The sequence below is a fragment of the Bradyrhizobium sp. 18BD genome (assembly GCF_054185225.1).
On the sequence record NZ_JAVAYL010000021.1, the window covers coordinates 131,745 to 156,023 of the forward strand.

Consider the following 24,279-nt stretch of genomic DNA (forward strand, 5'->3'; position numbering starts at 1 on the left):
CGATTATTTGATGAGGCGCTTTCGAGCGACGCCTAAGCCTGCTGCCGCAACGCGGCCGGCAGGTCCTGCCGTCGCGACCAGGAAATGTAATAGGCAACGCCTGTCATTGCCGCGAAGCCGACGAGGCTCACCGCGATCTGCATCACCACCAGGTTGGGGCTGGTGATCAGGATGAGATGGCCGGCGAAGGACAGGAACACCGCGATGCAGAACACCGCGAGCCATTCCTCGCCGCACGTGATCACCGCCTGGAGCGGCCGCCAGTTCAGGCCGGGATGATCGGCCGGAATGAGATGGGTTGCGATGAAGGCGAGGGCGAGGAAGTGGACGACGCGATAGGGCGCAAGGTTCTCCTTGTCGGTCGGCGCGATGTTGCTCAGGAGCAGGTCGGGCAGATAGGTCGACAGGGCCGGCGAATGCCGCATCAGGGTGACCGCCATCGCGAACACGAGATAGGCGCCGGCGAGGATGCGCAGCCACGACATGCCGTGCAGCGCGCGACCGGGTGCGCCCGTGACCGCGAACCAGCCGCCCAGCACCATCAGCATCTGCCAGCACAGCGGATTGAAGGTCCAGTCCTGGTCCGGATAGACGCGGAAATTCCAGTCGAACCAGCGCGCCGCGACGTACAGCGCGACCGATGCCGCCAGCGTCACGTTCGGCCGCCGCAACAGGCCCCACAGCGCGAACGGAAAGAACGCCATCAGCGGGATCATCAATTGCAGCAGGTCGAGGTTGAGCGGCTCCTCCTGCAGAACGAGACCACGCACCAGGATGCGCAGCGGATGCTCGAGAATGCCGGAGATGTTGTATTCGTGGATGATCTCCGGCGCCATCGACTGCGAGGCGACATAGGCGATGGTGTCGATGTAGATCACGAACAGCACGACATAGGCGGCGTAGAGCCGCCAGACCCGGCGGAAGATCCGCGTCGCCGCGACGAGGTAGCCGCGCTCCAGCGCCATCCTGCCGTGGATGATGGCAACGCCATAGCCCACCACGAACACGAAGAGGTCGGCGGCGCCGCTGAAGCCGAAATTCCGTAGCGTCAGCAAATTGACGACGTTGTTCGGGATGTGATCGACGAACACCGACCAATTGGCGATGCCGAGCGTCAAATACAGCCGGGCGTCGTGATGAAATGCGGCGAGGTTCGCCTTAACGGACGGTTTCATTGAGTAAAATAGGTTTTGGAATCAGGTTGATGCTTTTACCGGCAACGGCTTGCCTATCCGAGTAGCTTTTACGTGAGTAGAGGGCGATTCGGCCGGATTGGCCAAAAATTGCGCAGACCAGGCCGATGCCTTCTCGCGTCGTCGGTTGATTCTGCCCGCGACGCAACTTTTGCAAAGCAAGCCGGTCTGTCCCGCGGTCGCGGTGGCCCCCGGCGAGGGGCGTCCCCCGGGCCTTTGCGCGGGCAGGCACCTGCCGGGAGCCGGCACTGCATCATTTTGCTGACGGCTGCACGGCTTCTGAAATCTAGAAATAGAAAATCTCCAGTCTGGAGAGCTTCCAGCCCGCAGCATTGAACCGCTGCGGTAACTCCTAGCTCCGGCTGCCGACGTGCAGCCGTTGGAAGTTGGGGAAGTTGTAGTGGGCATTTTGGAAGTGGGGCGCTGGCGGCTCGTGGGCGCCGTCAGCTCAGTCGTATTGATCGCAGTGTGTGGCGGGGCGGCGGCGCAATCATCGACGGCGGGATCGTCTACCGAGCTCACCCCGGTCATCGTCCAGGGCAGCGCGGCTCCGAAACGTACCGCTGCATCCTCCGCACGCAGCCGTGCTGCGGCCCGCGCGCGTGCTGCCGCGCGCGCGAATTCAGCCGCCAGCGCTGCCGCGGCGGCCGCAGCCGGGGCCAGCGCCGGTGCGGGTCGCAAGGAATCGGCCTTCGGCCATGTCGATGGCATGGTGGCCACCCGCAGCGGCACCGGTACCAAGACCGATACAGCGCTGATCGAGACGCCGGCGGCGATCTCGGTCGTGACGCAGGATCAGATCCAGGCGCAGGGTGCACAGAGCATCGCGCAGGCGGTGCGCTACTCGCCCGGCGTGCGCAGCGAGACGACCGGCGCCGACGCGCGCTTCGATAACGTCTATATTCGGGGCTTCCTGGCCGACCAGTACCTGGATTCGCAACGGCTCCTGAATTTCGGCGTGTTCGCCTATCCGATCGTCGAGCCCTTCAATCTCGAGCGCGTCGAAATCCTGCACGGGCCGGCGTCGGTGCTCTACGGCCAGTCATCGCCCGGCGGCATCGTCGATCTCGTCTCCAAGCGTCCGACGCTCGAGCCCTACCACGAGATGTTCGTGTCCACTGGCAGCTATGGCCGCGCGCAGGCGGGCGTAGACCTCTCGGGTCCGGTCGACAAGAACAAGGAGTTTCTCTACCGCTTCACCGCGTCAGGCTTCGACGTCAACAGCCAGGTCGATCACGTCGAATATCAGCGCATCTCGATCGCGCCGTCGCTGACCTGGCGCCCCGACAACAACACCACGTTGACGGTGCTGGGCACCTATCAGCGCGACCCCAAGGCCGGCTTCTACAATCAATTGCCGCCGAATGGCATCGGCACCATCACGCCCTACAAGGGCAGCTTCATCCCGACGAGCTTCTATTCCGGCGAGCCGAGTTTCGACAAGACCGACCGCACGCTCGGCATGGTCGGCTACCAGCTCGAGCACAGCTTCAACAACAATCTCAAGGTCCGCCAGAACGTCCGCTACATGGACGTCAACACCGATTTTGCGGTGGCCTCACCGAACGGCAGCCAGACCGATCCGACCAACCTCGCGCGCGGCGCCTTCACGACGCAGGAGGTGATCCGCTCGATCAACGTCGACAACCAGGTCGAGACGAAGTTCAATGCCGGCCCGTTCGAGCATACCGTGCTCGCCGGTCTCGACTATCTCCACGCCACCGACAACCGACTCAATGGCGCCCTCACGGTCGTTCCCCCGATCAATGCGCTCAATCCGGTCTATGGGGTATCGATCGGGCCGGTGCCATTCACGTCGAATGTCCACCAGAGCCTCGATCAGCTCGGCGTCTATGCCCAGGACCAGATGAAGTATGACCACTGGGTCGCGATGCTCGGCATCCGCCATGATCTCGCCCAGTCCCGTACGGAATCGCTGACCTATGCGACCGGCCTCACCTCGATCGCGCCGAAGTCCGATACCGCGGTCACCAAGCGCGGCGCACTGCTCTACAAGTTCGACAACGGGATCGCGCCCTACATCCAGTATACCGAGTCGTTCCAGCCGACCGCCGGTACGACATTCGCCGGCAGCCCGTTCGCGCCGACGACCGGTCAGCAGGAAGAGGTGGGCATCAAGTATCAGCCCAATGACAAATCGCTCTATACGATCGCGGCATACAATCTGATCCAGCAGAACGTGCTGACGCCGGACACCGATCCATCCCATGGCGTCGGGCAGCGCGTTCAGACCGGCGAAATCCGTTCGCGCGGCATCGAACTCGAGGCCAAGACCGAGATCAGCCGTGAGCTGACTGTGCTCGCCTCCTACACCTATCTCGACAACGTCGTGACACGGAGCAACACCCCGGCACAGCTCGGAAAGCATCCAGTCGCCATGCCGATGAATTCCGCAGCGGCCTGGGCCGACTACACCTTCCACGGCGGTCCGCTCGACGGCTTTGGCCTCTCCGGCGGCGTCCGCTATATCGGTGAGACGCTGGGGACGACGGCCAACACGTTCTACGTCCCGGCGGTGACGCTGTTCGATGCCTCGCTCCATTATGATTTCTCGGCGCTGGGGCCGATGTTCAAGGGCTATTCGGCACAGATCAACGCCACCAACATCTTCGACAAGACCTACGTCACGCTCTGCCAGGACATCGGCTGTTATTACGGCCTGCGCCGCAATGTGATAGCGACGCTGCGCTATAAATGGTGACGAGAATGAGCGTGCAATCGGCTTTCAACGAACGTGTGTATGAGCGCAAGCGAGCACTGCGGCGCTGGCATTTCGTGCACAAATGGTCGAGCCTGATCTGCACGCTGTTCCTGCTGCTGATCTGCGTCACCGGCCTGCCGCTGGTGCTGCGCGACGAGATTGACGGCCTGCTCGACGACGCCTTGCCCTATGCGCAGGTGGCGGAGGGCACGCCCAATGTCAGTCTCGACCGGGTGGTCGAGGCCAGCCGGAAGCTGTATCCCGGCGAGATCATCCTCTCGGTGTTCGTCGACGACGACGAGCCCAAGATCATGGTGTTCATGGCGAGCTCCTGGGAGGCGTTCAGGGCCAACCGCAAGTCGCTGCATTCGATCCGGTTCGATGCCCACACCGGCGACGTGCTGAAGCAGACCAAGCCGTTCGGCGAGGACGGCCTCACCTTCCTGCAATTGATGCTTTCCCTGCACCGCGACCTGTTCGCGGGTCTTCCCGGCGAGCTGTTTCTCGGTGCGATGGCGCTGCTGTTCGTCGCGGCCATCGTCTCCGGTATCGCGATTTACGGGCCCTTCATGCGCAAGCTGGATTTCGGCACCGTGCGCGCGGCCCGGTCGCGGCGGCTGAAATGGCTCGATCTGCACAATCTGCTCGGCGTGGTCACGCTCGGCTGGGCGCTTGTGGTCGGCGCCACCGGCGTGATCAACGAGCTCTCGACGCCCCTGTTCGCGCTATGGCAGCAGACCGACGTGCGCGCGATGCTGGCGCCGCTGCAGGGCAAGCCGGTGCCGCAGACCTCTGAGCTGTCCTCGCCGCAGGCCGCCTATGACACGGTGAAAGCCGCATTCCCCGATATGATCACGACCAGCGTGGTCTACCCGGGCTCGCCGTTCGGATCGCCGTTTCACTACGTGGTCTGGACCAAGGGCAAGGAGCCGCTGACCTCGCGCCTGTTCAGCCCGGTGCTGGTCGATGCCAGAAGCGGCGCGCTGGTGTCCGCGGTCACCATGCCCTGGTATCTGCGCGCGCTGGAGCTGTCGCGTCCGCTGCATTTCGGCGATTACGGCGGCATGCCACTGAAGGTCATCTGGGTGGTGCTCGACCTCGTGACGATTGTCGTGCTCGGCAGCGGACTATATCTCTGGCTTGCGCGGCCGCGGGCCGCGAAGAGGCAACAGCGGTCCGCCGCGACCGTGCCACTGCCGTCGCCGGGAGCGGCAGAATGAGTGCGCACCGTTCGATTGGCGTGATCTGGCGCTGGCCGGCGCTGCTCGCCGTTCTGAGCGTATTCGGACTGCTGGCCGCCCTGATCGGTCAGACGGGAGTATGGCTCCCGTTGTCGTGGATCGCGCTGACCATCCCGCTGGCGGTGGCCGCGATCTGCATCACCCGCGGCCGGAACTGATCATCGCCGTTACTCGGCCGGCTCAGCCGATGCCTCGTCGGGAACACCCGCGCGGCTCGCCATGATTCCGAGGGCGACGCCGCCGATGGCGAGGATCGGCAACAGCCGCTTGATGCCGATGGCGCGAACGATCTGAAGGCCCGTCGCAATCAGCATGGGGTCGGCGAGCATGCTCGCGGCCGCCGACTTCGCGGCGCGTTCGGCCGCGATCTGGGCCTCCTTGCGCAGTTGCCGCTTGTAGGCCCAATAGCTCACCGCCGCGGTGAGGGTCAGCAGAAAGAAAACGCCGGCACCCGCGAGGCAGGCCTGCACCGGACCATAGGTTTGCAAGACCGAGATGAACGCGGCGGCGCATAAGAAGCATGTCGTGATGAAGAGCGCGAATGCAGCGCCGGCGGCGAGCGAAGTCAGCCGGACCGTGGTGCCGGTCGACGCACTGATGCCGTCGATGATGCGCTGAAACATGGTCTTGCTCCTCAATTCCCCACAAGCCGTATCGTCACAAGCCAATGGCGGCGGCACCACCGCGCCGCCGTCTCACTGTCAGCGTCGCTGCCTTACCGGCGCCAGGCGGCGCCGATCAGGAAGCCGATGCCGAGCGCGAGCCCGAGGGTCGCGAGCGGCCGCTGCGTGATCGCGTCCTCAAGCGTTTCCTCGATCGAGCCGTAGGCGTCCTGCGCGGCGCCCATCATCGCGCTACCGCGCTCCGACATGTCGTCGATCGCGGAATCCATGTTGTCGCGCGCCTGGCGATAGCCGCGTCTGGCTTGCTTGCTGCTGGAGTTGGCGAAAGTGTTGAGCGCGTCGGTGATCTGTTCGGTGAGGGCGGCGATATCGCTTTTCACGGCTGCTACATCCTTCTCGAGGCGTTCTCGGGTGGCTTGGTCGGTCCAGTCTCTCATCCCGGCTTCGGCTTGACTCGATGACATCTGGGGCTCCGAATTGTTGGCGGCTGAGATAGCCGGAAAACGTTTCCTCGTCGGGTAAGTTCCGTCTGTACGGAGCCGGTCACTCCTGCGGCAGCTGCGGCGAATTCTCCGGCATCAGATGCTCCTTCAGGATCAGCCCCACGATCAGCAGCGGCGACGACAGGAACGCGCCCATCGGGCCCCACAGCCAGGTCCAGAAGGCCAGCGCGATGAAGACGGCGAGCGCATTCAGCGCCAGTCTCCGGCCGATGATCATCGGCGTGACGAAGTGCCCTTCCAGGAAGGTGATGCCGCCAAAGGCGAGCCCGGCCATCAGGCCGCCGCCGAGGGTCGGGAAGGCGACGAGCCCCACCGCAATCAGGACGGCGAACATCGCCACCGGCCCGATGATCGGGATGAAGTTGAGCGCGGCCGCGAGCGCGCCGAGCCCGGCCGGGTTGGGCATGCCGGTGAGTGCGCAGACGATGCCGGTTGCGACGCCGACGCCGATATTGATGACGGTCACCGTCAGCAGATAGTTGCCGAGATGGACCTCGATCTCGTTGAGGATCCGCAGCGTGCGCAGCCGCGCATCGCGGTCGCCGAACGTCATGATCAGCGCGCGCCGGAGGTCGCGCCAGCTCGCGATGAACAGGATGAGCGTGGCGAAGAACAGCAGGAATTCGGCGAAGGTCGGCGACAGGAATTCCAGCGTCGGCTGCACCCATTCGAATTTCGGGATCTGAAAGCCCGGCAGGTCTTCGGAGCCGCCCATCATGGTTTGCAGCTCCTTCCACAAGGCCAGCGGGCGGTCGAAGACATGCAGCTTGTCCTTCAGCTGCGCGCCGAGTTCGGGCAGGCGGGAGCTCCATTCCATCGCGGGTGCCGCAATCAGCGCGACGAGGAAGGCAACCACGACGGTCACTGCGATCACGATCAGCACGGCACCGAGGGCGCGGGGGACGTGCTGCCGCTCGAGGAAGGAGGCGGCCGGCGACAGCATGGTGCCGGCCACGACGGCCATCACGACAGGGAGGAAGAACGCCTTGGCGACATAGAGCACGGCGATCACGGCGATCAGCAGCAGGCCCGCGAGCGCAAAGGCGACGAATTCGGTGCGGCGGATCACTGGCGGCAGCTCGGCATGGCTGCCGGGGAGCGGATCACCTTCGCTGTTGCCGGGAATCAGACGTTCACTGGGAAGGACGCGCACGATCTCTCTCCCGCACGGAAGTCCTCCGCGCGCCCATTGATGATGTGACAACGTCCCGGGGGGCGATCCGGTTCCATCGCGGCTTTGTGAAGTCGTCCTCGCTTGACTGTGACGTCGCCGCCGCATCGTTCGCCGGAACTTGAGTCGGCTGCTCTGCGTTTGTTGGGAGCCGCATCACCCTGATGCACACATCCAACGGGGCAGCACATGACAATGTACTCTGCAGTCCGTCGCAGCTTCTCGCCGCGCGCCGTCACCGCTTGTGCCTTCGCGACAGCATTACTGACTGTACCGTTCGCGGCGCAGGCCCAGACCCTCTATGCGCCGATGCAGCCGCAGGCCTATCCGCAGCCTTATTCGCAAGACCGGGCCTATTCGCCGGGTTATGCGAACCAAGGCTATTCGAACCAAGGCTATGCGAATGAGGCACCGCAGGCCACCGATGAGGACGCCCAGCTGCCCGACCGGCTGCGCAAGCAGATCGTCAGCTTCGATCGCAGCGAGCCCGCCGGCACCATCGTGATCGATACCGGCAACACCTACCTCTATTACGTGCTCGGCAATGGCCGCGCGATCCGCTACGGCGTCGGCGTCGGCCGCGAGGGCTTTACCTGGTCGGGCGTGCAGAGCGTCAGCCGCAAGGCGGAGTGGCCGGACTGGCATCCGCCGGCAGAGATGATCGCGCGCCAGCCTTATCTGCCGCGCTTCGTCGCGGGCGGTCCCGGCAATCCGCTCGGCGCCCGCGCGATGTATCTGGGCACCAGCCAATACCGCATCCACGGCACCAACGATCCCACCACCATCGGCAAGTTCGTCTCGTCCGGCTGTATTCGCCTGACCAATGAAGACGTCAGCGATCTCTTCAGCCGCGTCAGTGTCGGCACCAGGGTCGTGGTGCTGCCGAAGAACGCGCCGCTGATGGCGAAGGGCGGCGATCCCGTGCGCAAGCGCCCTGCGGTGACGACGCTGCCGACCGGACGGCAGGCGTTGAACATCCCGGCGTCGGCCGTGAACTAGACGAAGTTGCGTGAGGTGACATGAAGAGACGTTTGTTCGGTAAACTGGCCGGTGGTGCGGCGGCGGTCTTCGCCGTCGCCTCCGCCGGCCTCGCGCTGACGCCATCGGCGCATGCGGAGGATTTCTTCTCGGCGCTGTTCGGCGGCTTCGGCAGGCGGCCGCCGGAGATCCGGATGCCGTTCCCGACCGACGACATGCCGCGCTATGACACACAGCGTTCTCGCGCCAGCTATGGCGGCGGCGCCGCCTATTGCGTGCGCGGTTGCGACGGCCGCTATTTCCCGGCGCAGGGCAACGATGCCGAGAGCAAGGCGCAATCCTGCAAGAGTTTCTGCCCGACGTCCGAGACCTCGCTGGTCTATGGCAGCAACATCGACGACGCCACGACCGACAAGGGCAAATCCTATTCAGACCTGCCGAACGCGTTCCGCTACCGCAACGAGATCGTCGCGGGCTGTACCTGCAACGGCAAGGATCCGGTTGGCCTCGCCCAGGTCAAGGTCGAGGACGACCCCACCTTGCGCAAGGGCGACATCGTCGCCGGCAGTGACGGCCTGGTGGTCGCCAACCGCAACGCCAACGACCGTCGCGGCGTCACGATGAACTTCTCGCCGCTGCCGGACTCGGTGCGCGCGAAGTTCGGTCACGTGCCGGTGGTTGCGAAGGAGTAGGGTGGCGCTTTGCGCGGAGCGTGACGCAACCGCCCCAATCTCCACTGTCGTCCCGGACAAGCGAAGCGCAGATCCGGGACCCATAGCCACAGGAAGACGTTTGACGAAGACTAGTGGTTAGCATCTCATAACCCCTCCCTGGGGTTATGGGTCCCCGCCCCCGGGGGCAATTGCGCACTAGGCCGGGGCGACACTGTTTGTATAGCTACAGCTTCCGATCCAACCCGCAGCCTTAAGCCACCCGGATCTTCCCCAGGAAATCGCTCACCTGCTCACCGAGCTGGCGGCTCTGCGTCTCCAGCGTTTCCGAGGCCTGCTTGACGTTCTCGGCGGCTCCGGCGGCGGTGTCGGCGTCGGCCTTCACGCCGGTGATGTTGTCGGAGACGTTCTTGGTGCCCTGCGCCGCATATTGCGTGCTGCGGGTGATCTCCTGGGTCGCCGCGCCCTGTTCCTGCACGGCGGCGGCGATGGCGGTGGCGACCTCATTGACCTCGCCGATGATGCCGCCGATCGCCTGGATCGCGTTGATGGCATCGCCCGCGACCTTCTGGATGTCGGCGATCTGCTCGGAGATTTCTTCCGTCGCCTTCGCGGTCTGGCTGGCCAGCGACTTCACCTCCGATGCGACCACGGCAAAGCCACGGCCGGCTTCGCCGGCGCGCGCCGCCTCGATCGTGGCGTTCAGCGCCAGCAGATTGGTCTGCGCCGCGATCGTGTTGATCAGGCCGACGACCTCGCCGATGCGCCCTGCGGATTGCGCCAGCCCCTGCACGGTGCCGTCGGTCTCGCGGGCCTGGTTGACGGCGCGGCTGGCGATGCCCGCGGCATGGGCCGCCTGCTGGCTGATGTCGTTGATCGAGGCCGAGAGTTCCTCGGCGGCCGCCGCGACGCTGTCGACGCTGGTGGAGGCGTCGTTCGAGGCCTTGCCCGCGATCTCGACGCGCTCGTTGGTCTGGCGCGACACGGCGGACAGGTCACCCGAGGTCTTGCGCATCTCGCCGGAGGCCTCGCTCAATTCGCCCAGCGACTTGCGGACGACGCCTTCGAACTCGCCGACATAGGCCTCCATCGCGCGCTGGCGCGCGGCGGCGCCGGCGTTGCGCTCGCGCTCCTGCTCCTCGATCTTGAGCTTGTCGATCGCCTGCTGCTTGAACGTCTCCAGCGCGCCCGCAAGCGAGCCGATCTCGTCCTGGCGGTCGAGATAGCCGCTGTCGACGCCGAGATCGCCGCCGGCGACCTTGAGCATGGCGTCGCGGATCCGGTGCAGCGGCGTGATCACGCGGCGGCTGACCGCCATCATCGCGGCGCCGGTCAGGACGATCGCAGTGATGAGCAGGCCCATCTGGAAGATGAGCGATTCCACCGCGGCCGCGCGCTGGGCCGCGGAATGATCCTTGGCGGCCTGCAGGGCGGCATCGGCGAGCTTCACCGCGGTCATCATGCGCGGCACCGAGTAGGGGCTCCACTGATTGGCGGTCATCGACGGCTTTTCGCCCTTGACGACAGTCGTGATGACACCGTCGCGCGTGGCGGCGTATTGCGGGTCGAAATAGGTCGTCTTGGTCTCGGTCATCGCGGACGCCAGCGCCGGCGGCAATTGCATGCCCGATGCGGCGAGCTCGATCGCGGTCCATGCGGCTTCCGTGCCGCCGATGAATTTGGTGTAGGCGAGCTGCACCTCAGGGGCGATCTTGCCGCTGTTGAGCGCGTTGCCGACGATCTGCGAGGATTCGCCGGCGGTGTTGCGCAGCAGCCAGGCCATCTGCTTGATGGTCAGCAGCTGGTCGATGGTCGCGTTCTGGTGGTTGACGCTCGCGGCGAGCGCGCCGGCGAGCTTCTCGAGCAGCGCCATCAGCGCGTCCTCGGTCGCTACATATTCCTTGGCGAGCGCCACGCGCCGCTCGGCCCGCGGCTTCGGCGCCTCGATCCAGAACTCGGCCTGCTCGGCCAGCAGCGTCTTGTTCAGTGCGACGAGCTCGGCAAGAGCCGCGTCACGCTGGGCGAAGTCGGTGGTGGGCAGCAGCTCGATGGTGCGCGCCAGGGCGGGCATCAGGGCATCGCGGATCTCGCGAATGTACTTCTCGATGTCCTTGTCCATCGCGACATCGGAGGTGAGCTGACGGCTGCTGGTGGAGCGGTCGGCCCGGATGTTGGCCATGCCCTTGAACACTTCGGCCGAAGCCGCCGAGACCGCGACGATCCGGTTGGCCTGCTGCAGCCGGCTCCATGACGTCCACGCGCTGATCGAGAAGCCGATGACGACGACGAGTGCGGTGGACAGGATCACCGCCTTCAGAAGCGTGGATACGGACAAGCGGTTGAGCATCGGACACCCTGGTACGCGTTCTCGAAGTTCGTGGCCCGACCGGCAGCCCCCACGAACTTCGAACGACCAAAGGGATGCACGCACGCGCGCATGCCCTATGGCAGGCGCTTGGAACTCATTTGGCCTGAAAAAGGTAAAAACTTAGACAGTATTTCTGCCGTATAATTACGGGCGTTGACGATAAGGCGGCCGCCGGAAAGTTCTCGCCCACGTCGTGGGATGACGTGGGTGCTTGCAACGGTGCTTGCGTACAGCTTGCAGCTTACGCCGCGCGGATCTTGCCGAGGAAGTCGCTGACCTCATGGCCGAGCTGGCGGCTCTGGTTCTCCAGCATCTCGGAAGCGCTCTTGACGTTGTCGGCGGCCGCTGCGGCGGCATCCGCATCGGCTTTGACGCCGGTGATGTTGTCCGAGACGTTCTTGGTGCCCTGCGCCGCGAATTGCGTGCTGCGCGTGATCTCCTGCGTGGCGGCGCCCTGCTCCTGCACGGCGGCGGCGATGGCGGTGGCGACCTCGTTCACCTCGCCGATGATGCCGCCGATGGTCTGGATCGCGTTGATGGCATCGCCGGCGACCTTCTGGATGTCGGCGATCTGCTCGGAGATCTCCTCCGTCGCTTTCGCAGTCTGGCTCGCCAGCGACTTCACTTCGGAGGCGACCACGGCGAAGCCGCGGCCGGCTTCGCCGGCGCGGGCCGCCTCGATCGTGGCGTTGAGCGCGAGCAAATTGGTCTGTGCGGCGATGGTGTTGATGAGGCCGACGACCTCGCCGATGCGACCGGCGGATTTGGCGAGGCCCTGCACGGTGCCGTCGGTCTCGCGCGCCTGGGTGACGGCGCGGCCGGCGATGCCCGCGGCATGCGCCGCCTGCTGGCTGATGTCGTTGATGGACGCCGAGAGCTCCTCGGCGGCGGCGGCCACGCTGTCGACGCTCATCGAGGCGTCATTGGAGGCCTTGCCGGCGACCTGGACGCGGTCGTTGGTCTGGCGCGAGACGGCGGAGAGATCGCCCGAGGTCTTGCGCATTTCGCCGGAAGCCTCGCTCAGCTCGCCGAGCGTCTTGCGTACCGCGCCCTCGAACTCGCCGACATAGGCCTCGACGGCGCGCTGGCGTGCGGCCGCGCCGACATTGCGCTCGCGCTCCTGCGCCTCGATCTTGAGCTTCTCGGTCGCCTGCTGCTTGAAGGTCTCCAGTGCGCCGGCGAGCGCACCGATCTCGTCCTGGCGGTCGAGATAGCCGCTGTCGACGGCGAGATCGCCGCCGGCGACCTTGAGCATCGCATCGCGGATGGTGTTGAGCGGATTGATGACGCGGCGGCTGACCAGCATGATCGCGCCGACGGCGAGGCCGATGGCGAGCGCCAGCAGCACGAGCTGCACGATCAGCGCGCTCTGGGCGGCGCCACGCTGCTCATGCGTATGGGCCTTGGCGGCGTCGAGGGCGGCTTCGGCGACCGCGACCGCGCTGGCCATGCGGCCGACCGTGACCGGACTCCACTGGTTGGCGGTCATCTCGGCCTTCTCGCCCTTGACCAGCGTGTCCGCAAGACGGTCGCGCAGCGCCAGATATTGCGGCTCGAAATAGCCGGTCTTGGCGGCGGCCATTGCGGACGCCAGCGCCGGCGGCAGCTGCATGCCCGAGGTCGCCAATTCCAGCGCCTTCCACATCGCCGCCGTGCCACCGACATATTGGGTATAGTTGTAACGGCCTTCCGGCGTGATCTTGCCGGCGGCAAGGCCGGTCGAGACGATCAGCGAGGCCTCGCCGGCGGTGTTGCGCAGCAGCCAGGCGCTCTGCTTGATCGACAGCAACTGGTCGATCTCGGCGTCCTGGTGATTGACGGTGGCGGCGAGCGTGTTCGAGAGCTTGTCGAGCACGTCGAGCAGGCCCTGCGTCGTCTCCATGTATTCCTTGGTGAGGCCGGCGCGGCGCTGGTCCTTGGGCTTGGCCACGCTCTCCCAGAACTCCTTCTGCTCCTCGATCAGCAGCTTGTAGAGACGCGACAGCTCAGGCACCATCGAGCCCGATTGCGGGAAGTCCATGCTAGGCAGCAGCTCGAGCGCACGCGCCATCGCCGGCATCTGTGCATCGCGCAAGGCGCGCAGATATTTCTCGATCTCGGAATCCATCGGCTCGGTCGCGTTCAGGAGCCGCGAGGTGGTCGAGCGGTCGGTGCGCAGATTGTGCATCGCCTTGAACAGATCGGCGGAGGCGTCCGCGATCTGCGAGATGCGGTTGGCGGTCCTGAGGCGATCCCACGATGCGTAGGCCGTGAGCGAGAGCGCGATCACCACGCAGACCGACGTGATGGCGATCACCGCCTTCAACAGCGCGGACACGGTCAGACGATTGAGCATCGAAGTCCCCCCAAATTCCCATTGCAAAGTTTGTGAAGACGCCCGGCAACTTCGGAAAACGATGGGCGCGGCAGATCGGCAATCGCATGCCGTTGCGCCAAGGAAGCGCACACGGTTTCTGCATCTGAAAGGAAAAGGGTAAAGTTTTAGGCAGTCGGCCTGCCTGTACAAATACGGATTTACCAGAAGTTGTAAGGGGTTGCTGGTACGGAACCGGCGCGAGCGCCGCGCGTTAGGACACCGTTGGCAATTTGCCTAGAGGGGGTTCCTAAATGCTGGTCGGCGTCCTCGTCACCTTTCTCGTCGTCATCCTCGTGCTCTACCTCATCAACATGCTGCCGATGGACGGCCGCGCCAAGCAGATCGCACGCGTGATCGTCATCATCATCGGCGTGGTGTCGCTGCTGAAATATCTGACGGTGTTCTAGCCGGGATTCGTAGCCCGGATGGAGCGCAGCGAAATCCGGGGCTTGCCTCAAGCGACATCAACCCGGATTGCGCTTCGCTCCATCCGGGCTACGCGCTCAGACAAAAGCCCCGACGCGAGCCGGGGCTTGGTTTGTGTTGCGCTAGTGCAGCCCTTTGAGCCAGTCGTCGACGTCCTGACGAACCTGGTCCTTGGCCTTGCCGTAGCGCTCCTGGAGCCGGCCTTCGAGCTGCTCGCGGCGGCCCTCGATCAGTTTGAGGTCGTCATCGGTGAGCTTGGCCCACTTCTCCTTGGCGGAGCCCTTGAACTGCTTCCAGTTTCCTTCGACGCGATTCCAGTCCATGTGCATCTCCCGTTGCTGATGGCCCGACAACGCGAGGCGTGGGCGACCGTTCCTCCGCGTTCCGCGACGTTTTGCCGGCGATTCTTTTTCCGTCTCGTAGCTCGGATGGAGCGAAGCGCAATCCGGGGTCTTGCCTCAAAGCGACACCGTCCCGGATTACGCTTTGCTCCATCCGGGCTACGGGTGCCCAACAAAAAAGCCCCGGCGTGAGCCGGGGCTTTTGATGTTCGAGCAATCGGGTTCAACCAGCCGCCTTGGCTTCGCGGCGGCGGGCGGTGAGGATGTATTCGGTGTAGCCGTTCGGCTGCTCGCGGCCCTTGAAGATGAGGTCGCAGGCCGCCTTGAAGGCGACGCCGTCGAAGGCGGGCGCCATCGGCTTGTAGATCGCATCGCCCGCATTCTGCTTGTCGACGACGACGGCCATGCGCTTGAGCGATTCCATCACCTGCGTCTCGGTAATCACGCCCTGGTGCAGCCAGTTGGCGAGATGCTGGCTGGAGATGCGCAAGGTCGCGCGGTCCTCCATCAGGCCGACATCGTGGATGTCGGGCACCTTGGAGCAGCCGACGCCCTGGTCGATCCAGCGCACGACGTAACCGAGAATCCCCTGGCAGTTGTTGTCGATCTCCTGCTTGACGTCATCAGGGGCCCAGTTCGACTTCGACACCGGAATGGTGAGGATGTCCGAGAGCTTTGCGCGCGGACCGCCTTTGGTCAGCTCCTGCTGGCGTGCGATCACGTTGACCTGGTGATAGTGCAGGGCGTGCAGCGTCGCGGCGGTCGGCGAGGGGACCCAGGCCGTGGTGGCGCCGGCCTGCGGATGAGCGAGCTTCTGTTGAAGCATGTCCGCCATCTTGTCGGGCGCGGCCCACATGCCCTTGCCGATCTGGGCGTGGCCGGGCAGGCCGTCGATCAGGCCCATGTCGACGTTCCAGTCCTCATAGGCCTTGATCCAGGCCTGCGCCTTCATCTCGTTCTTGCGGATCATCGGACCCGCTTCCATCGAGGTGTGGATCTCGTCGCCGGTGCGGTCGAGGAAGCCGGTGTTGATGAACATGATGCGCTTGGAGGCGCGCTGGATGCAGGCCTTGAGGTTGACGGTGGTGCGCCGCTCCTCGTCCATGATGCCGACCTTGAGCGTGTTCTCGGGCAGGCCCAGCATCTTCTCGACGCGATCGAAGATCTCGCAGGTCAGCGACACCTCGTCCGGGCCGTGCATCTTCGGCTTGACGATATAGGCCGATCCGGTGCGGCTGTTCTTGACCTTGGAATTGCCCTTGAGGTCGTGAATGGCGAGCAGGCCAGAGACGGCGGCATCGAGCAGGCCTTCTGGGACCTCCTCGCCGGCCTCGTCGAGCACCGCGTCGGTGAACATGTGGTGACCGCAATTGCGCATCAGGAGCAGGCTGCGGCCGTGCAGCTTGAGCTCGCCCTTGCCATCAGGCGTCTTGTAGGCGCGGTCGGAATTGAGCGAGCGCGTCAGCGTCTTGCCGCCCTTCTCGAAGTCCGCCGACAGCGTGCCGTTCATCAGGCCGAGCGTGTTGCGATAGACCAGCACCTTGTCCTCGGCATCGACCGCGGCGACCGAGTCTTCCATGTCGAGAATGGTGGAGACCGCAGCTTCCATGATCATGTCGGCGACGCCGGCGGGATCGTCCTTGCCGATCGCGCTGCCACGATCGATCGTGACTTCGACATGCAGGCCGTTGTTGACGAGCAGCACCGCGGACGGCGAAGCCGCATCACCCTGGAAGCCCGCGAACTGCGCAGCGTTCTTCAGCGCGGTGGCATTGCCGCTCTTCAGCTTCACCGCGAGCTGGCCCGCGACGACGCTGTAGGCGGTGACGTCGGTGTGGCTGCCGGTCGCGAGCGGCGCGGCGGCATCGAGGAAGGCCTTGGCCTTGGCGATCACCTTGTCGCCGCGCGCCTTGTTGTAGCCCTTGCCGCCTTCGGACGGATCATGCGGGATCGCGTCGGTGCCGTAGAAGGCGTCATATAGCGAGCCCCAGCGCGCATTCGCCGCGTTCAGCGCGTAGCGTGCATTGGTGAGCGGCACCACGAGCTGCGGGCCGCAGATCGTGCCGATCTCCTCGTCGACATTGGCGGTCTCGACCTTCTGCGTCGCCGGCTCCGGGACGAGATAGCCGATCTCCTTCAGGAAGGCGGTGTAGGCGTCGAGGTCGAACGCCTTGCCTTTGTTGGCGCGGTGCCAGTCGTCGATCTTGCTCTGCAGCGTGTCGCGCACCGCGAGCAGCGCGCGGTTCTTCGGCCCGAGGTCCTTGATGATGCCTGCAACCCCGGCCCAGAACGCATCCGGCGCGATCCCCGTTTTCGGGGCCGCTTCCTTGGCGATGAAGTCAAACAGGACGGGTGCGATCTTCAATCCGTGGGCGTCGACGCGTTTCATGATGGTCTTTCTTGTTGGAAATGGCTGTTTTTGGCTGCTTTTGACCCGACAGCAGCAAAATGCGCCCACGTGGGGCGACTTTCGGGGACCTATTAGCCCCAAAATCGGGGCGGTGAGAAGACCCCTAAAGGTTTGTCAAAATGTCAAGACGAGGTGGGGAAGGCCGCTGGTTTTACAGACTCGAGCCCAACTTCGCGCCATGCGCACAACTGCGCTCCCTCCCCCTCTTGTCCGCCGAAGCCTTGGCGAAGGCGGATGCGGGGGAGGGCGGCGGAGAGGGTGGCCCAGGAAAAGGCGTGTCGGAATTCGATGGAGCCGAGCACTCTCGATGACGGAGAGAGTCCCCGTGTGGACCCCTCTCCCTAACCCTCCCCCGCAAGGGGGGAGGGAACGCGGCGGTGCAAGCCGATAGAGCTCGCCTCAAATATTCGCGGCGAGGTCCACGACTTCGTCGAACAGCACGCCTGATGTCTTCAGCATCTGCTCGATCTCATCTGCGGCCTCGGCAACCGTCCGCGTCGAGGTGTCGATCACGAGCTCGGCCGCTTGCGGGGCTTCGTAGTCATTGCCGATGCCGGTGAACGAGGCGAGCGCACCTGCGCGGGCCTTCTTGTAGTGGCCCTTGGGGTCGCGCTCCTCGCACACGCCGGCCGGCGTTGCGACATGGATCTCGCGGAACGCGGTGTCGGCGATGCGGCGTGCGGTGGCGCGATCCTCGCGGGCGGGCGAGACGGCGGCGACGATCGCGATATGGCCGTTGCGGGCGAGATGCGTTGCGACTTCAGCAAGCCTGCGGATGTTCTCGCTGCGATCCGTGGCGGAGAAGCCGAGATCGCCGTTGAGCCCGGCGCGCAGCGTGTCGCCGTCGAGCAGGATCGGCGAGCCGCCATTGGTGAACAGACGCCGCTCTAGCGCCTTCGCCAGCGTCGACTTTCCGGACGCCGGCAGGCCGGTGAGCCAGACCACCGCGCCGTTGTGGCGATAGCGCGCGGAACGCTCGTCGGGCCGCAGCGCCGATTCCACCGGGACGATGTCGACGGGCACGGCGCGCTGGCCGGCATCGACCGACAGCACCAGACCGCCGCCGGCGATACGCCCGGACACCTCGATCACGAGACGACCGGTGCGCGGATTTTCCGTGTAGGGATCGGTCGCGATCGGGTTCGACAGAGAGATGTCGATCTCGCCGACATGGTTGCGGCCGATCGCCTTGTTCTCGCTGCTCGAGAGTTCGCCGGGATCGACCGCCTTCTCGATGGCGACGACGGTGGCGCGGCTTTCCTTCGGCCCGCAGCGGACCAGCAACTGGTCGCCCTTGGCGAGCGGCTTGTCGTGCAGCCAGAAGATGCGCGCGCGCAGACGGCGGGTCTCGCGCGGGGCGGCGTTGGCATGGGCGATGATGTCGCCGCGCTCGATGAACAATTCGCGGTCGAGCGTGATGCCGACCGAGCGGCCCGCTCCTTGCCGTCCCGCGATCGGCGTCACCGGCCAGCTCTCGACGGTCTTGATCTTGGCGATCTTGCCGGCCGGCATGATCACGATCTCGTCGCCGGCAATGAGGCTGCCGGATTCGATCCGGCCGGCGACGATACGACGGTCGTCGAACTTGTAGATCGCCTGCACCGGCAGGCGCAGCGCCAGCGCTTCCAGCGGCCGCGCGGGCTCGAGCCGATCGAGCGCCTCGACCACGGTCGGCCCCTTGTACCAGCCGATCCGGTCGGTGCGTTCGGCGACACCGTCGCCGTCGCGGGCCGAGATCGGGATCACGGCCGTCGGCGTGACGCCGAGACCATTGAGATGCGCCGAAATCTCGTCGCTGATCTCCTTGAAGCGATCGGCGGAGAAATCGACGCGGTCCATTTTGTTGACGACCACTGCGACCTGCTTCACGCCGAGCAGATGCAGCAGATAACCGTGCCGCCGGGTCTGGTCACGCACACCTTCGAGCGCGTCGATGATCAGCACCGCGCCGTCGGCCTGCGACGCCCCGGTGATCATGTTGCGCAAAAATTCGGCGTGGCCGGGCGCGTCGATCAGCACGATGTCGCGCGAATTGGTGCGGAAGCGGATCTGCGTGGTGTCGATGGTGATGCCCTGGTCGCGCTCGGTCTGCAGCGCGTCGAGCAGGAACGACCATTCAAACGGCATGCCGCGCCGTGCGCTGACGGCCTTGAGCATGTCGAGCTTGCCGTCAGGCAGGCTGCCGGTCTCATGCAAGAGGCGGCCGACCAGCGTCGACTTGCCGTGGTCGACATGGCCGACGATGACGATGCGGACCTGGGGACGCGTGGTGCCGTTCGGCGTGGCGGGCGAAGCGGGGGTAACGATCATGTTCATATCGCGCTCGTCCTCAGATCACAGATAACCGGCGACGCGGAGGCGCTCGAAAGCGTCCTCAGTCTCGTGGTCGAGCGCACGGCCGGCGCGCTCCGGCACCTTGGTCTGTTCGAGCTCGATCAGGATCTCGTCGATCGTCGTCGCGGTCGAATTCACGGGATTGGTGATGTCCTGATCGCCCAGCGAGCGATAGCGCTTGCCGTCCTTGGCGAGATACAGCGGGATGATCGGGATATTCTCGCGCTTGGTGTAGGCCCAGATGTCGGCCTCGGTCCAATGCAGGATCGGATGGATGCGCAGATGCGCGCCCTGCGGCGGCGAGGCGTTGAAATGGTCCCAGAATTCCGGCGGCTGGTCGCGCACGTCCCAATTGCCTTCGAGACCGCGCGGCGAGAACACGCGCTCCTTGGCGCGGGTGGCTTCCTCGTCGCGGCGGATGCCGGCGATCAGGCCGTCAAAACCATACTTGGCGAGCGCCATCTTGAGGCCCTCGGTCTTGCGCGCGGCGGAACGGGCGGCCGGCGGCAGCGTTGGGTCGACGGCATCGATGGGCGGGCAGGGCTCGACGCGCAGATCGAGTTCCCACTCCTTCCCGTAATGATCGCGGAAGCGATACATCTCCGGAAACTTCTTGCCGGTGTCGACATGGAGGGCCGGGAACGGCATGCGGCCGAAGAACGCTTTCCGCGCCAGCCAGATCATGACGTTGGAGTCCTTGCCGAGCGACCACAGCAGGGCGATCTTCTTCAGACGGGCAAACGCCTCGCGGAAAATGTAGATGCTCTGCGCCTCGAGCTGGTCGAGATGGTCCATGCTGGGGGCGGTCAGCCCGACGGGAATTTGCTCGGAAACGGGGGCGCGGGAGTCGCGCCCATCTGCACCGGAATCGGTCCTGAGAAGATGCATCTCTGCCACTTTGCGTTTGGAGGCGAATTTTCTATAGTTGCGGTGCAGAAGAGAAGAAAAAATTTTCTCTTTGCGCGCTCGAAACGACACATATATAGAAAATAATTCCAGTCAACCCCAGATGTGGGGGAAGCGAGTATCGCATGCGGTTCTTGCCGGTGTTCCTCGATCTCAAGGCCGGTCCGGTGGTTCTCATCGGCGCGGGTGAGCTTTTGCGCGCAAAATTGCGCGTGCTCGCCGCTGCCGGTGCGCGCATCCGCGTGCATGCGATCGACGGCAATCAGGAACTGGGCCTCAGCTCCGAAGATGCCTCGCGCATCGAAATTAACACCGGCGATCCGCTCACTGCCGATCTCTCGGGCGTCATCGCGATCGTCTGCGCGGGCGCGGGCGATGTCGGCGTTGCCATGTCGGCGCGCGCAAAATCGCTCGGCCTGCCCGTCAACGTCATGGATGATCTCGAGCATTCCAGCTTCATCTTCCCGGCGATCGTCGATCGCGGCGATGTCGTGGTCGCGGTCGGAACCGGCGGCACCTCGCCGGTGGTGGCGCGGCGCGTGCGCGAGAAGATCGAGGCACTGCTGCCGGCGCGCATCGGCGAGCTCGCCGAGTTCATCGGCGGCTTCCGCAAATCCATCAACGAGCGCATCGCCGAGTTTCCACTGCGTCGCCGCTTCTGGGAACGCGTCATCGACGGTCCGATCGGTGCATCCGTGCTCGCCGGCCGCAGGGGGGAGGCCGACGCGGCGCTCAAGCAGATTTCCGATCCGTCAGCGTTTGCGCGAGCGGACAAGCCGGAAGGCTCGGTCGCACTGGTCGGCGCCGGCCCCGGCGACCCCGATCTTCTCACCATCAAGGCGCTGCGCGCGTTGCAGGACGCCGACATCGTCTTCCATGACGAGCTGGTCTCCCCCGAAATCCTCGACCGCATCCGTCGCGACACCACGCGCGTTCCGGTCGGCCGCCGCGTCGGCAAGCCCGGCATCGGCCAGGACGCCATCAACAAGCGCATGATCGAGGCCGCACAGTCCGGCCAGCGCGTGGTGCGGCTGAAGGGCGGTGATCCCTTCGTGTTCGGTCGCGGCGGCGAGGAAGTCGAGGCGCTGCGCGCCGCCGGCATCGCCTATTCGATCATTCCCGGCATCACCGCTGGCCTCGGCGGCGCCGCCGATTTCGAGGTGCCGCTCACCTATCGTCATGAAGCGACCCGCATCACCTTCCTCACCGCGCACAAGGCGCGCGATGCGGAGACGGTGGACTGGTCGACGCTGACCGACACCAAAATGACGGTCGTGGTCTACATGGGTATGACTGCGGCGCCTGCGATCCGCGCCGGTCTCTTTGCCGCCGGCCGTTCGCCGGAGACGCCGGTCGGCGTGTTCGCCCGCGTCACGCGTCCCGATGCGCAAGGCGCGATCGGTACGCTGCGCGACCTGCCCGAGCTCGTGCGGCGGACCAATGGCGGTCCCGCCATCCTCATCATCGGCGACGTGGTCCGGCATGCCGGTTCGCTTCGCCGTCAGTCCCCAAAGCAAATCATCTCTGACCTATTGGATGCAGCCGAATGACCTCCCCGCTCGAACAGAAGAAGATCAAAATCGCCGGCCCCTCGGTCGTGACCGCCAACCGCACCTGGGACGGCATCGTGGTGTATCGCACCGCCGCCAAGAGCTGGTCCGCGGACCTGTCGGAAGCCGCGATCGTGCGCACCTCGGACGAGGCGAAAGCGTTGCTTGCGGAATCCGTGGCCGATGACGTCGGCGCGATCGGTCCCTATATCGCCCCGGTGCAGGTCGGCGCGGACGGCAAGATCGAACCCGGCAATCTGCGCGAACAAATCCGCCGCACCGGTGTCACCATCGGACAGCCGGCCCAGGTTTAAGGCGCTCTCTTATGTATGCTTACGACGAAATCGACCGCACGCTCGTCAACGAGCGCGTCTCGGAGTTCCGCGACCAGGTGAAGCGCCGCCTCTCTGGCGAGCTCACCGAGGACGAGTTCAAGATCCTGCGTCTCCAGAACGGCGTCTATCTGCAACTGCACGCCTACATGTTCCGCGTCGCCATTCCCTACGGCACGCTGGCGACCAACCAGTTGCGGGCGCTGGCCCACGTCGCGCGCAAATACGACCGCGGCTACGGCCATTTCACCACGCGGCAGAACATCCAGTTCAACTGGATCAAGCTCGCCGAGCTGCCCGATGCGCTCGCCGACCTCGCCGAAGTCGGCATCCACGCGATGCAGACCTCCGGCAACAACATGCGCAACGTCACCTCGGACCAGTGGGCCGGCGTCGCGCCCGGCGAGATCGAGGATCCCCGCATCTGGTCGGAGCTGATCCGTCAGCACACCACGCTGCATCCGGAATTCTCGTTCCTGCCGCGCAAGTTCAAGATCGCGATCACCGCGTCGGACCATGACCGCGCCGCGATCAAGATTCACGACATTGGCCTCCGCCTGATCAAGAACGAGAAGGGCGAGACCGGCTTCGAGGTTCTGGTCGGCGGTGGTCTCGGCCGTACGCCGTTCATCGGCAAGACCATCAAGCACTTCGTGCACGGCCGCGATATCCTCAGCTATATCGAGGCGATCCTGCGCGTCTACAATCAGTACGGCCGCCGCGACAACATCTACAAGGCGCGCATCAAGATCCTGGTGCACGAGCTCGGCATCGAGAAATTCTCGCGCGAGGTCGAGGAGGAGTGGCAGCACATCCGCAATTCCTCGCTCCAGATCGACGACGAGGTGATCGAGGACATCCGTTCGCGCTTCACCTATCCGAACTACGAGAAGCTGCCGCATATGCCGGACGAGCTGCGTCAGGCAGCAGCGGACGCGGACTTCGAAGCGTGGCGCAAGAACTCGGTGGCTCCGCACAAGGTGCAGGGCTATTCCATCGTCACGATCTCGCTGAAGCCGATCGGCGCGCCTCCCGGCGATGCCACCGCAGATCAGATGGACGCGCTGGCCGATCTCGCCGACAAATATTCCTTCGGTGAGATCCGCGTCGGCCACGAGCAGAACCTGGCGCTGCCGCACGTTGCCAAGCGCGATTTGCCGGCGCTGTGGAAGGCGCTCGACAAGCTTGGGCTTGCGACTCCGAACGTCAATTTGATCACCGACATCATCGCCTGCCCGGGCCTGGATTATTGCTCCTTGGCGAATGCGCGCTCGATCCCGATCGCGCAGGAGCTGACGCGGCGCTTCGCCAACCACGAGCTGGCCAACCTGATCGGCCGTCTCCACATCAACATCTCCGGCTGCATCAATGCCTGCGGCCATCACCATGTCGGCCACATCGGCATTCTCGGCGTCGAGAAGAACGGCGAGGAGGTCTACCAGATCACCATCGGCGGCCGCGCCGACGAGAACGCCGCGCTCGGCACCCTGATCGGTCCCGGCGTGAAATTCGACGAGGTTGCCGACGTCATCGAGGACGTCGTGGAAGCCTACCTTGCGTTGCGTGAGCGGCCGGAAGAGCTGTTCATGGACACGGTCAAGCGCCTCGGCGTCGAACCCTTCAAGGAGCGCGTTTATGCCACTCGTTAACGGCGGAAAAATCGCCGACGACAGCTTCGTCAAGCTCGCCGTCGACACGCCGCTGCCCGAGGGCGGCGACATCCTGGTGCCGGCTGAACGCTTCCTGGGCGAAGCCGATGCGCTGCTCAAGCGTTCGGGCAAGATCGGTGTGATCTGGCCGAACAATCGCGACATTGCCGAGCTCGTGCCCCATCTCGGCAAGATCGCCGCCGTCGCGCTGGTGTTCCCGACCTTCCGTGACGGGCGCGCCTACAGCCAGGCGCGGCTGCTGCGCGAGCGCTATAATTACCGCGGCGAGCTGCGCGCGACGGGCCAGATCCTGCGCGACCAGTTCGTGTTCATGCTGCGCGCCGGCTTCGATTCCTTTGAGGTGAAGAAGCAGGCGGATGCGGAAGCCTTCATGCAGACCGCGAAGCGCTATTCGGTGTTCTACCAGCCGACCGGCGATGGCCGGATCACGGCGCTGCACCGGCGCATGCAACTGCGTCATTCCGAGGGTGTCGGCACGTGAACG

At 64.9% G+C, this 24,279-nt stretch carries 20 protein-coding genes; 10 read left to right on the plus strand and 10 right to left on the minus strand.

Annotated elements, in window-relative coordinates; translation table 11 throughout:
• Positions 1–32: 32 nt before the first annotated feature.
• A complete protein-coding gene (locus tag RAD16_RS31865; RefSeq protein WP_458161780.1) occupies positions 33–1,175 on the minus strand; it encodes an OpgC domain-containing protein in 1,143 nt (380 codons plus the stop codon).
• Positions 1,176–1,593: 418 nt separating this feature from the next.
• On the opposite strand from RAD16_RS31865, the gene RAD16_RS31870 reads away from it, so the two are divergent.
• The 3 genes from RAD16_RS31870 to RAD16_RS31880 are packed head-to-tail and all read left to right on the plus strand — an operon-like array spanning position 1,594 to position 5,314.
• Positions 1,594–3,915 (plus strand): TonB-dependent siderophore receptor, encoded by a 2,322-nt coding sequence (locus tag RAD16_RS31870; RefSeq protein ID WP_458161781.1) that lies wholly within the window; start codon positions 1,594–1,596, stop codon positions 3,913–3,915.
• Positions 3,916–3,920: 5 nt separating this feature from the next.
• Positions 3,921–5,135: a PepSY-associated TM helix domain-containing protein gene (locus RAD16_RS31875; protein ID WP_458161782.1), complete on the plus strand. Its 1,215-nt coding sequence runs from the start codon at positions 3,921–3,923 to the stop codon at positions 5,133–5,135.
• Positions 5,132–5,314, plus strand: coding sequence for a hypothetical protein (locus tag RAD16_RS31880; RefSeq protein WP_458161784.1), 183 nt, complete (start codon positions 5,132–5,134; stop codon positions 5,312–5,314). Before RAD16_RS31875 ends, RAD16_RS31880 begins: the two co-directional genes overlap by 4 nt.
• Positions 5,315–5,323: 9 nt before the next feature.
• On the opposite strand, the gene RAD16_RS31885 is transcribed toward RAD16_RS31880, so the two are convergent.
• The 3 genes from RAD16_RS31885 to RAD16_RS31895 all read right to left on the minus strand — a co-directional run bounded on the left by RAD16_RS31885 (position 5,324) and on the right by RAD16_RS31895 (position 7,435).
• Positions 5,324–5,779, minus strand: coding sequence for a hypothetical protein (locus RAD16_RS31885; RefSeq protein ID WP_458161785.1), 456 nt, complete (start codon positions 5,777–5,779; stop codon positions 5,324–5,326).
• Positions 5,780–5,871: 92 nt separating this feature from the next.
• A complete protein-coding gene (locus RAD16_RS31890; RefSeq protein WP_458161787.1) occupies positions 5,872–6,243 on the minus strand; it encodes a DUF883 family protein in 372 nt (123 codons plus the stop codon).
• 79 nt (positions 6,244–6,322) lie between these two features.
• Positions 6,323–7,435 carry an AI-2E family transporter gene (locus RAD16_RS31895; RefSeq protein WP_458161788.1) on the minus strand — a complete coding sequence of 371 codons (1,113 nt, stop codon included), beginning with the start codon at positions 7,433–7,435 and terminating at the stop codon, positions 6,323–6,325.
• Between the two features lie 207 nt (positions 7,436–7,642).
• On the opposite strand from RAD16_RS31895, the gene RAD16_RS31900 reads away from it, so the two are divergent.
• Positions 7,643–8,452 carry a L,D-transpeptidase gene (locus RAD16_RS31900; protein ID WP_458161789.1) on the plus strand — a complete coding sequence of 270 codons (810 nt, stop codon included), beginning with the start codon at positions 7,643–7,645 and terminating at the stop codon, positions 8,450–8,452.
• Between the two features lie 20 nt (positions 8,453–8,472).
• The gene (locus tag RAD16_RS31905; protein WP_458161790.1) at positions 8,473–9,123 is read left to right on the plus strand and encodes a DUF2865 domain-containing protein; all 651 of its coding nucleotides are present in this window, start codon (positions 8,473–8,475) and stop codon (positions 9,121–9,123) included.
• A gap of 232 nt (positions 9,124–9,355) precedes the next feature.
• Here RAD16_RS31905 and RAD16_RS31910 read toward each other — a convergent pair whose 3' ends face one another.
• Positions 9,356–11,449, minus strand: coding sequence for a methyl-accepting chemotaxis protein (locus RAD16_RS31910; RefSeq protein ID WP_458161791.1), 2,094 nt, complete (start codon positions 11,447–11,449; stop codon positions 9,356–9,358).
• 262 nt (positions 11,450–11,711) lie between these two features.
• Positions 11,712–13,805 carry a methyl-accepting chemotaxis protein gene (locus RAD16_RS31915; protein ID WP_458161792.1) on the minus strand — a complete coding sequence of 698 codons (2,094 nt, stop codon included), beginning with the start codon at positions 13,803–13,805 and terminating at the stop codon, positions 11,712–11,714.
• Between the two features lie 272 nt (positions 13,806–14,077).
• Between RAD16_RS31915 and RAD16_RS31920 the strand changes: the two genes are divergently transcribed.
• Positions 14,078–14,233: a Thivi_2564 family membrane protein gene (locus RAD16_RS31920; RefSeq protein ID WP_042335954.1), complete on the plus strand. Its 156-nt coding sequence runs from the start codon at positions 14,078–14,080 to the stop codon at positions 14,231–14,233.
• Between the two features lie 141 nt (positions 14,234–14,374).
• Here the strand turns inward: RAD16_RS31920 and RAD16_RS31925 are convergent, their stop codons facing one another.
• The 4 genes from RAD16_RS31925 to cysD all read right to left on the minus strand — a co-directional run bounded on the left by RAD16_RS31925 (position 14,375) and on the right by cysD (position 20,132).
• Positions 14,375–14,575: a CsbD family protein gene (locus RAD16_RS31925; protein WP_458161794.1), complete on the minus strand. Its 201-nt coding sequence runs from the start codon at positions 14,573–14,575 to the stop codon at positions 14,375–14,377.
• A gap of 241 nt (positions 14,576–14,816) precedes the next feature.
• Positions 14,817–16,982: a malate synthase G gene (locus RAD16_RS31930; protein WP_458161795.1), complete on the minus strand. Its 2,166-nt coding sequence runs from the start codon at positions 16,980–16,982 to the stop codon at positions 14,817–14,819.
• Between the two features lie 420 nt (positions 16,983–17,402).
• Positions 17,403–19,319, minus strand: coding sequence for an adenylyl-sulfate kinase (cysC, locus tag RAD16_RS31935; protein ID WP_458161796.1), 1,917 nt, complete (start codon positions 19,317–19,319; stop codon positions 17,403–17,405).
• Positions 19,320–19,337: 18 nt separating this feature from the next.
• Positions 19,338–20,132: a sulfate adenylyltransferase subunit CysD gene (gene cysD, locus RAD16_RS31940; protein ID WP_458161826.1), complete on the minus strand. Its 795-nt coding sequence runs from the start codon at positions 20,130–20,132 to the stop codon at positions 19,338–19,340.
• A 236-nt stretch (positions 20,133–20,368) separates the two neighbouring features.
• Between cysD and cysG the strand changes: the two genes are divergently transcribed.
• From cysG to RAD16_RS31960, 4 genes are read left to right on the plus strand one after another with little or no spacing between them, the layout of a single operon-like run.
• Positions 20,369–21,793, plus strand: a complete 1,425-nt coding sequence (gene cysG / locus RAD16_RS31945; RefSeq protein WP_458161797.1) for a siroheme synthase CysG — start codon at positions 20,369–20,371, stop codon at positions 21,791–21,793.
• Positions 21,790–22,107, plus strand: a complete 318-nt coding sequence (locus RAD16_RS31950; RefSeq protein ID WP_458161798.1) for a DUF2849 domain-containing protein — start codon at positions 21,790–21,792, stop codon at positions 22,105–22,107. Before cysG ends, RAD16_RS31950 begins: the two co-directional genes overlap by 4 nt.
• A gap of 11 nt (positions 22,108–22,118) precedes the next feature.
• On the plus strand, positions 22,119–23,774 hold the full coding sequence (locus RAD16_RS31955; protein ID WP_458161799.1) for a nitrite/sulfite reductase: 1,656 nt from the start codon (positions 22,119–22,121) through the stop codon (positions 23,772–23,774).
• Positions 23,761–24,276: a DUF934 domain-containing protein gene (locus RAD16_RS31960; RefSeq protein ID WP_458161800.1), complete on the plus strand. Its 516-nt coding sequence runs from the start codon at positions 23,761–23,763 to the stop codon at positions 24,274–24,276. The genes RAD16_RS31955 and RAD16_RS31960 overlap by 14 nt, the downstream gene beginning before the upstream one ends.
• Positions 24,277–24,279: the final 3 nt, after the last annotated feature.

Bases quoted from the DNA above. Each gene is read 5' to 3' on its own strand.
- RAD16_RS31865 (WP_458161780.1), bottom strand. From the start codon at position 1,175: ATGAAACCGTCCGTTAAGGCGAACCTCGCCGCATTTCATCACGACGCC.
- RAD16_RS31875 (WP_458161782.1), top strand. From the start codon at position 3,921: ATGAGCGTGCAATCGGCTTTCAACGAACGTGTGTATGAGCGCAAGCGA.
- RAD16_RS31880 (WP_458161784.1), top strand. From the start codon at position 5,132: ATGAGTGCGCACCGTTCGATTGGCGTGATCTGGCGCTGGCCGGCGCTG.
- RAD16_RS31885 (WP_458161785.1), bottom strand. From the start codon at position 5,779: ATGTTTCAGCGCATCATCGACGGCATCAGTGCGTCGACCGGCACCACG.
- RAD16_RS31890 (WP_458161787.1), bottom strand. From the start codon at position 6,243: ATGTCATCGAGTCAAGCCGAAGCCGGGATGAGAGACTGGACCGACCAA.
- RAD16_RS31900 (WP_458161789.1), top strand. From the start codon at position 7,643: ATGACAATGTACTCTGCAGTCCGTCGCAGCTTCTCGCCGCGCGCCGTC.
- RAD16_RS31905 (WP_458161790.1), top strand. From the start codon at position 8,473: ATGAAGAGACGTTTGTTCGGTAAACTGGCCGGTGGTGCGGCGGCGGTC.
- RAD16_RS31910 (WP_458161791.1), bottom strand. From the start codon at position 11,449: ATGCTCAACCGCTTGTCCGTATCCACGCTTCTGAAGGCGGTGATCCTG.
- RAD16_RS31915 (WP_458161792.1), bottom strand. From the start codon at position 13,805: ATGCTCAATCGTCTGACCGTGTCCGCGCTGTTGAAGGCGGTGATCGCC.
- RAD16_RS31920 (WP_042335954.1), top strand. From the start codon at position 14,078: ATGCTGGTCGGCGTCCTCGTCACCTTTCTCGTCGTCATCCTCGTGCTC.
- RAD16_RS31925 (WP_458161794.1), bottom strand. From the start codon at position 14,575: ATGGACTGGAATCGCGTCGAAGGAAACTGGAAGCAGTTCAAGGGCTCC.
- RAD16_RS31930 (WP_458161795.1), bottom strand. From the start codon at position 16,982: ATGAAACGCGTCGACGCCCACGGATTGAAGATCGCACCCGTCCTGTTT.
- cysC (WP_458161796.1), bottom strand. From the start codon at position 19,319: ATGAACATGATCGTTACCCCCGCTTCGCCCGCCACGCCGAACGGCACC.
- cysD (WP_458161826.1), bottom strand. From the start codon at position 20,132: ATGGACCATCTCGACCAGCTCGAGGCGCAGAGCATCTACATTTTCCGC.
- cysG (WP_458161797.1), top strand. From the start codon at position 20,369: ATGCGGTTCTTGCCGGTGTTCCTCGATCTCAAGGCCGGTCCGGTGGTT.
- RAD16_RS31950 (WP_458161798.1), top strand. From the start codon at position 21,790: ATGACCTCCCCGCTCGAACAGAAGAAGATCAAAATCGCCGGCCCCTCG.
- RAD16_RS31955 (WP_458161799.1), top strand. From the start codon at position 22,119: ATGTATGCTTACGACGAAATCGACCGCACGCTCGTCAACGAGCGCGTC.
- RAD16_RS31960 (WP_458161800.1), top strand. From the start codon at position 23,761: ATGCCACTCGTTAACGGCGGAAAAATCGCCGACGACAGCTTCGTCAAG.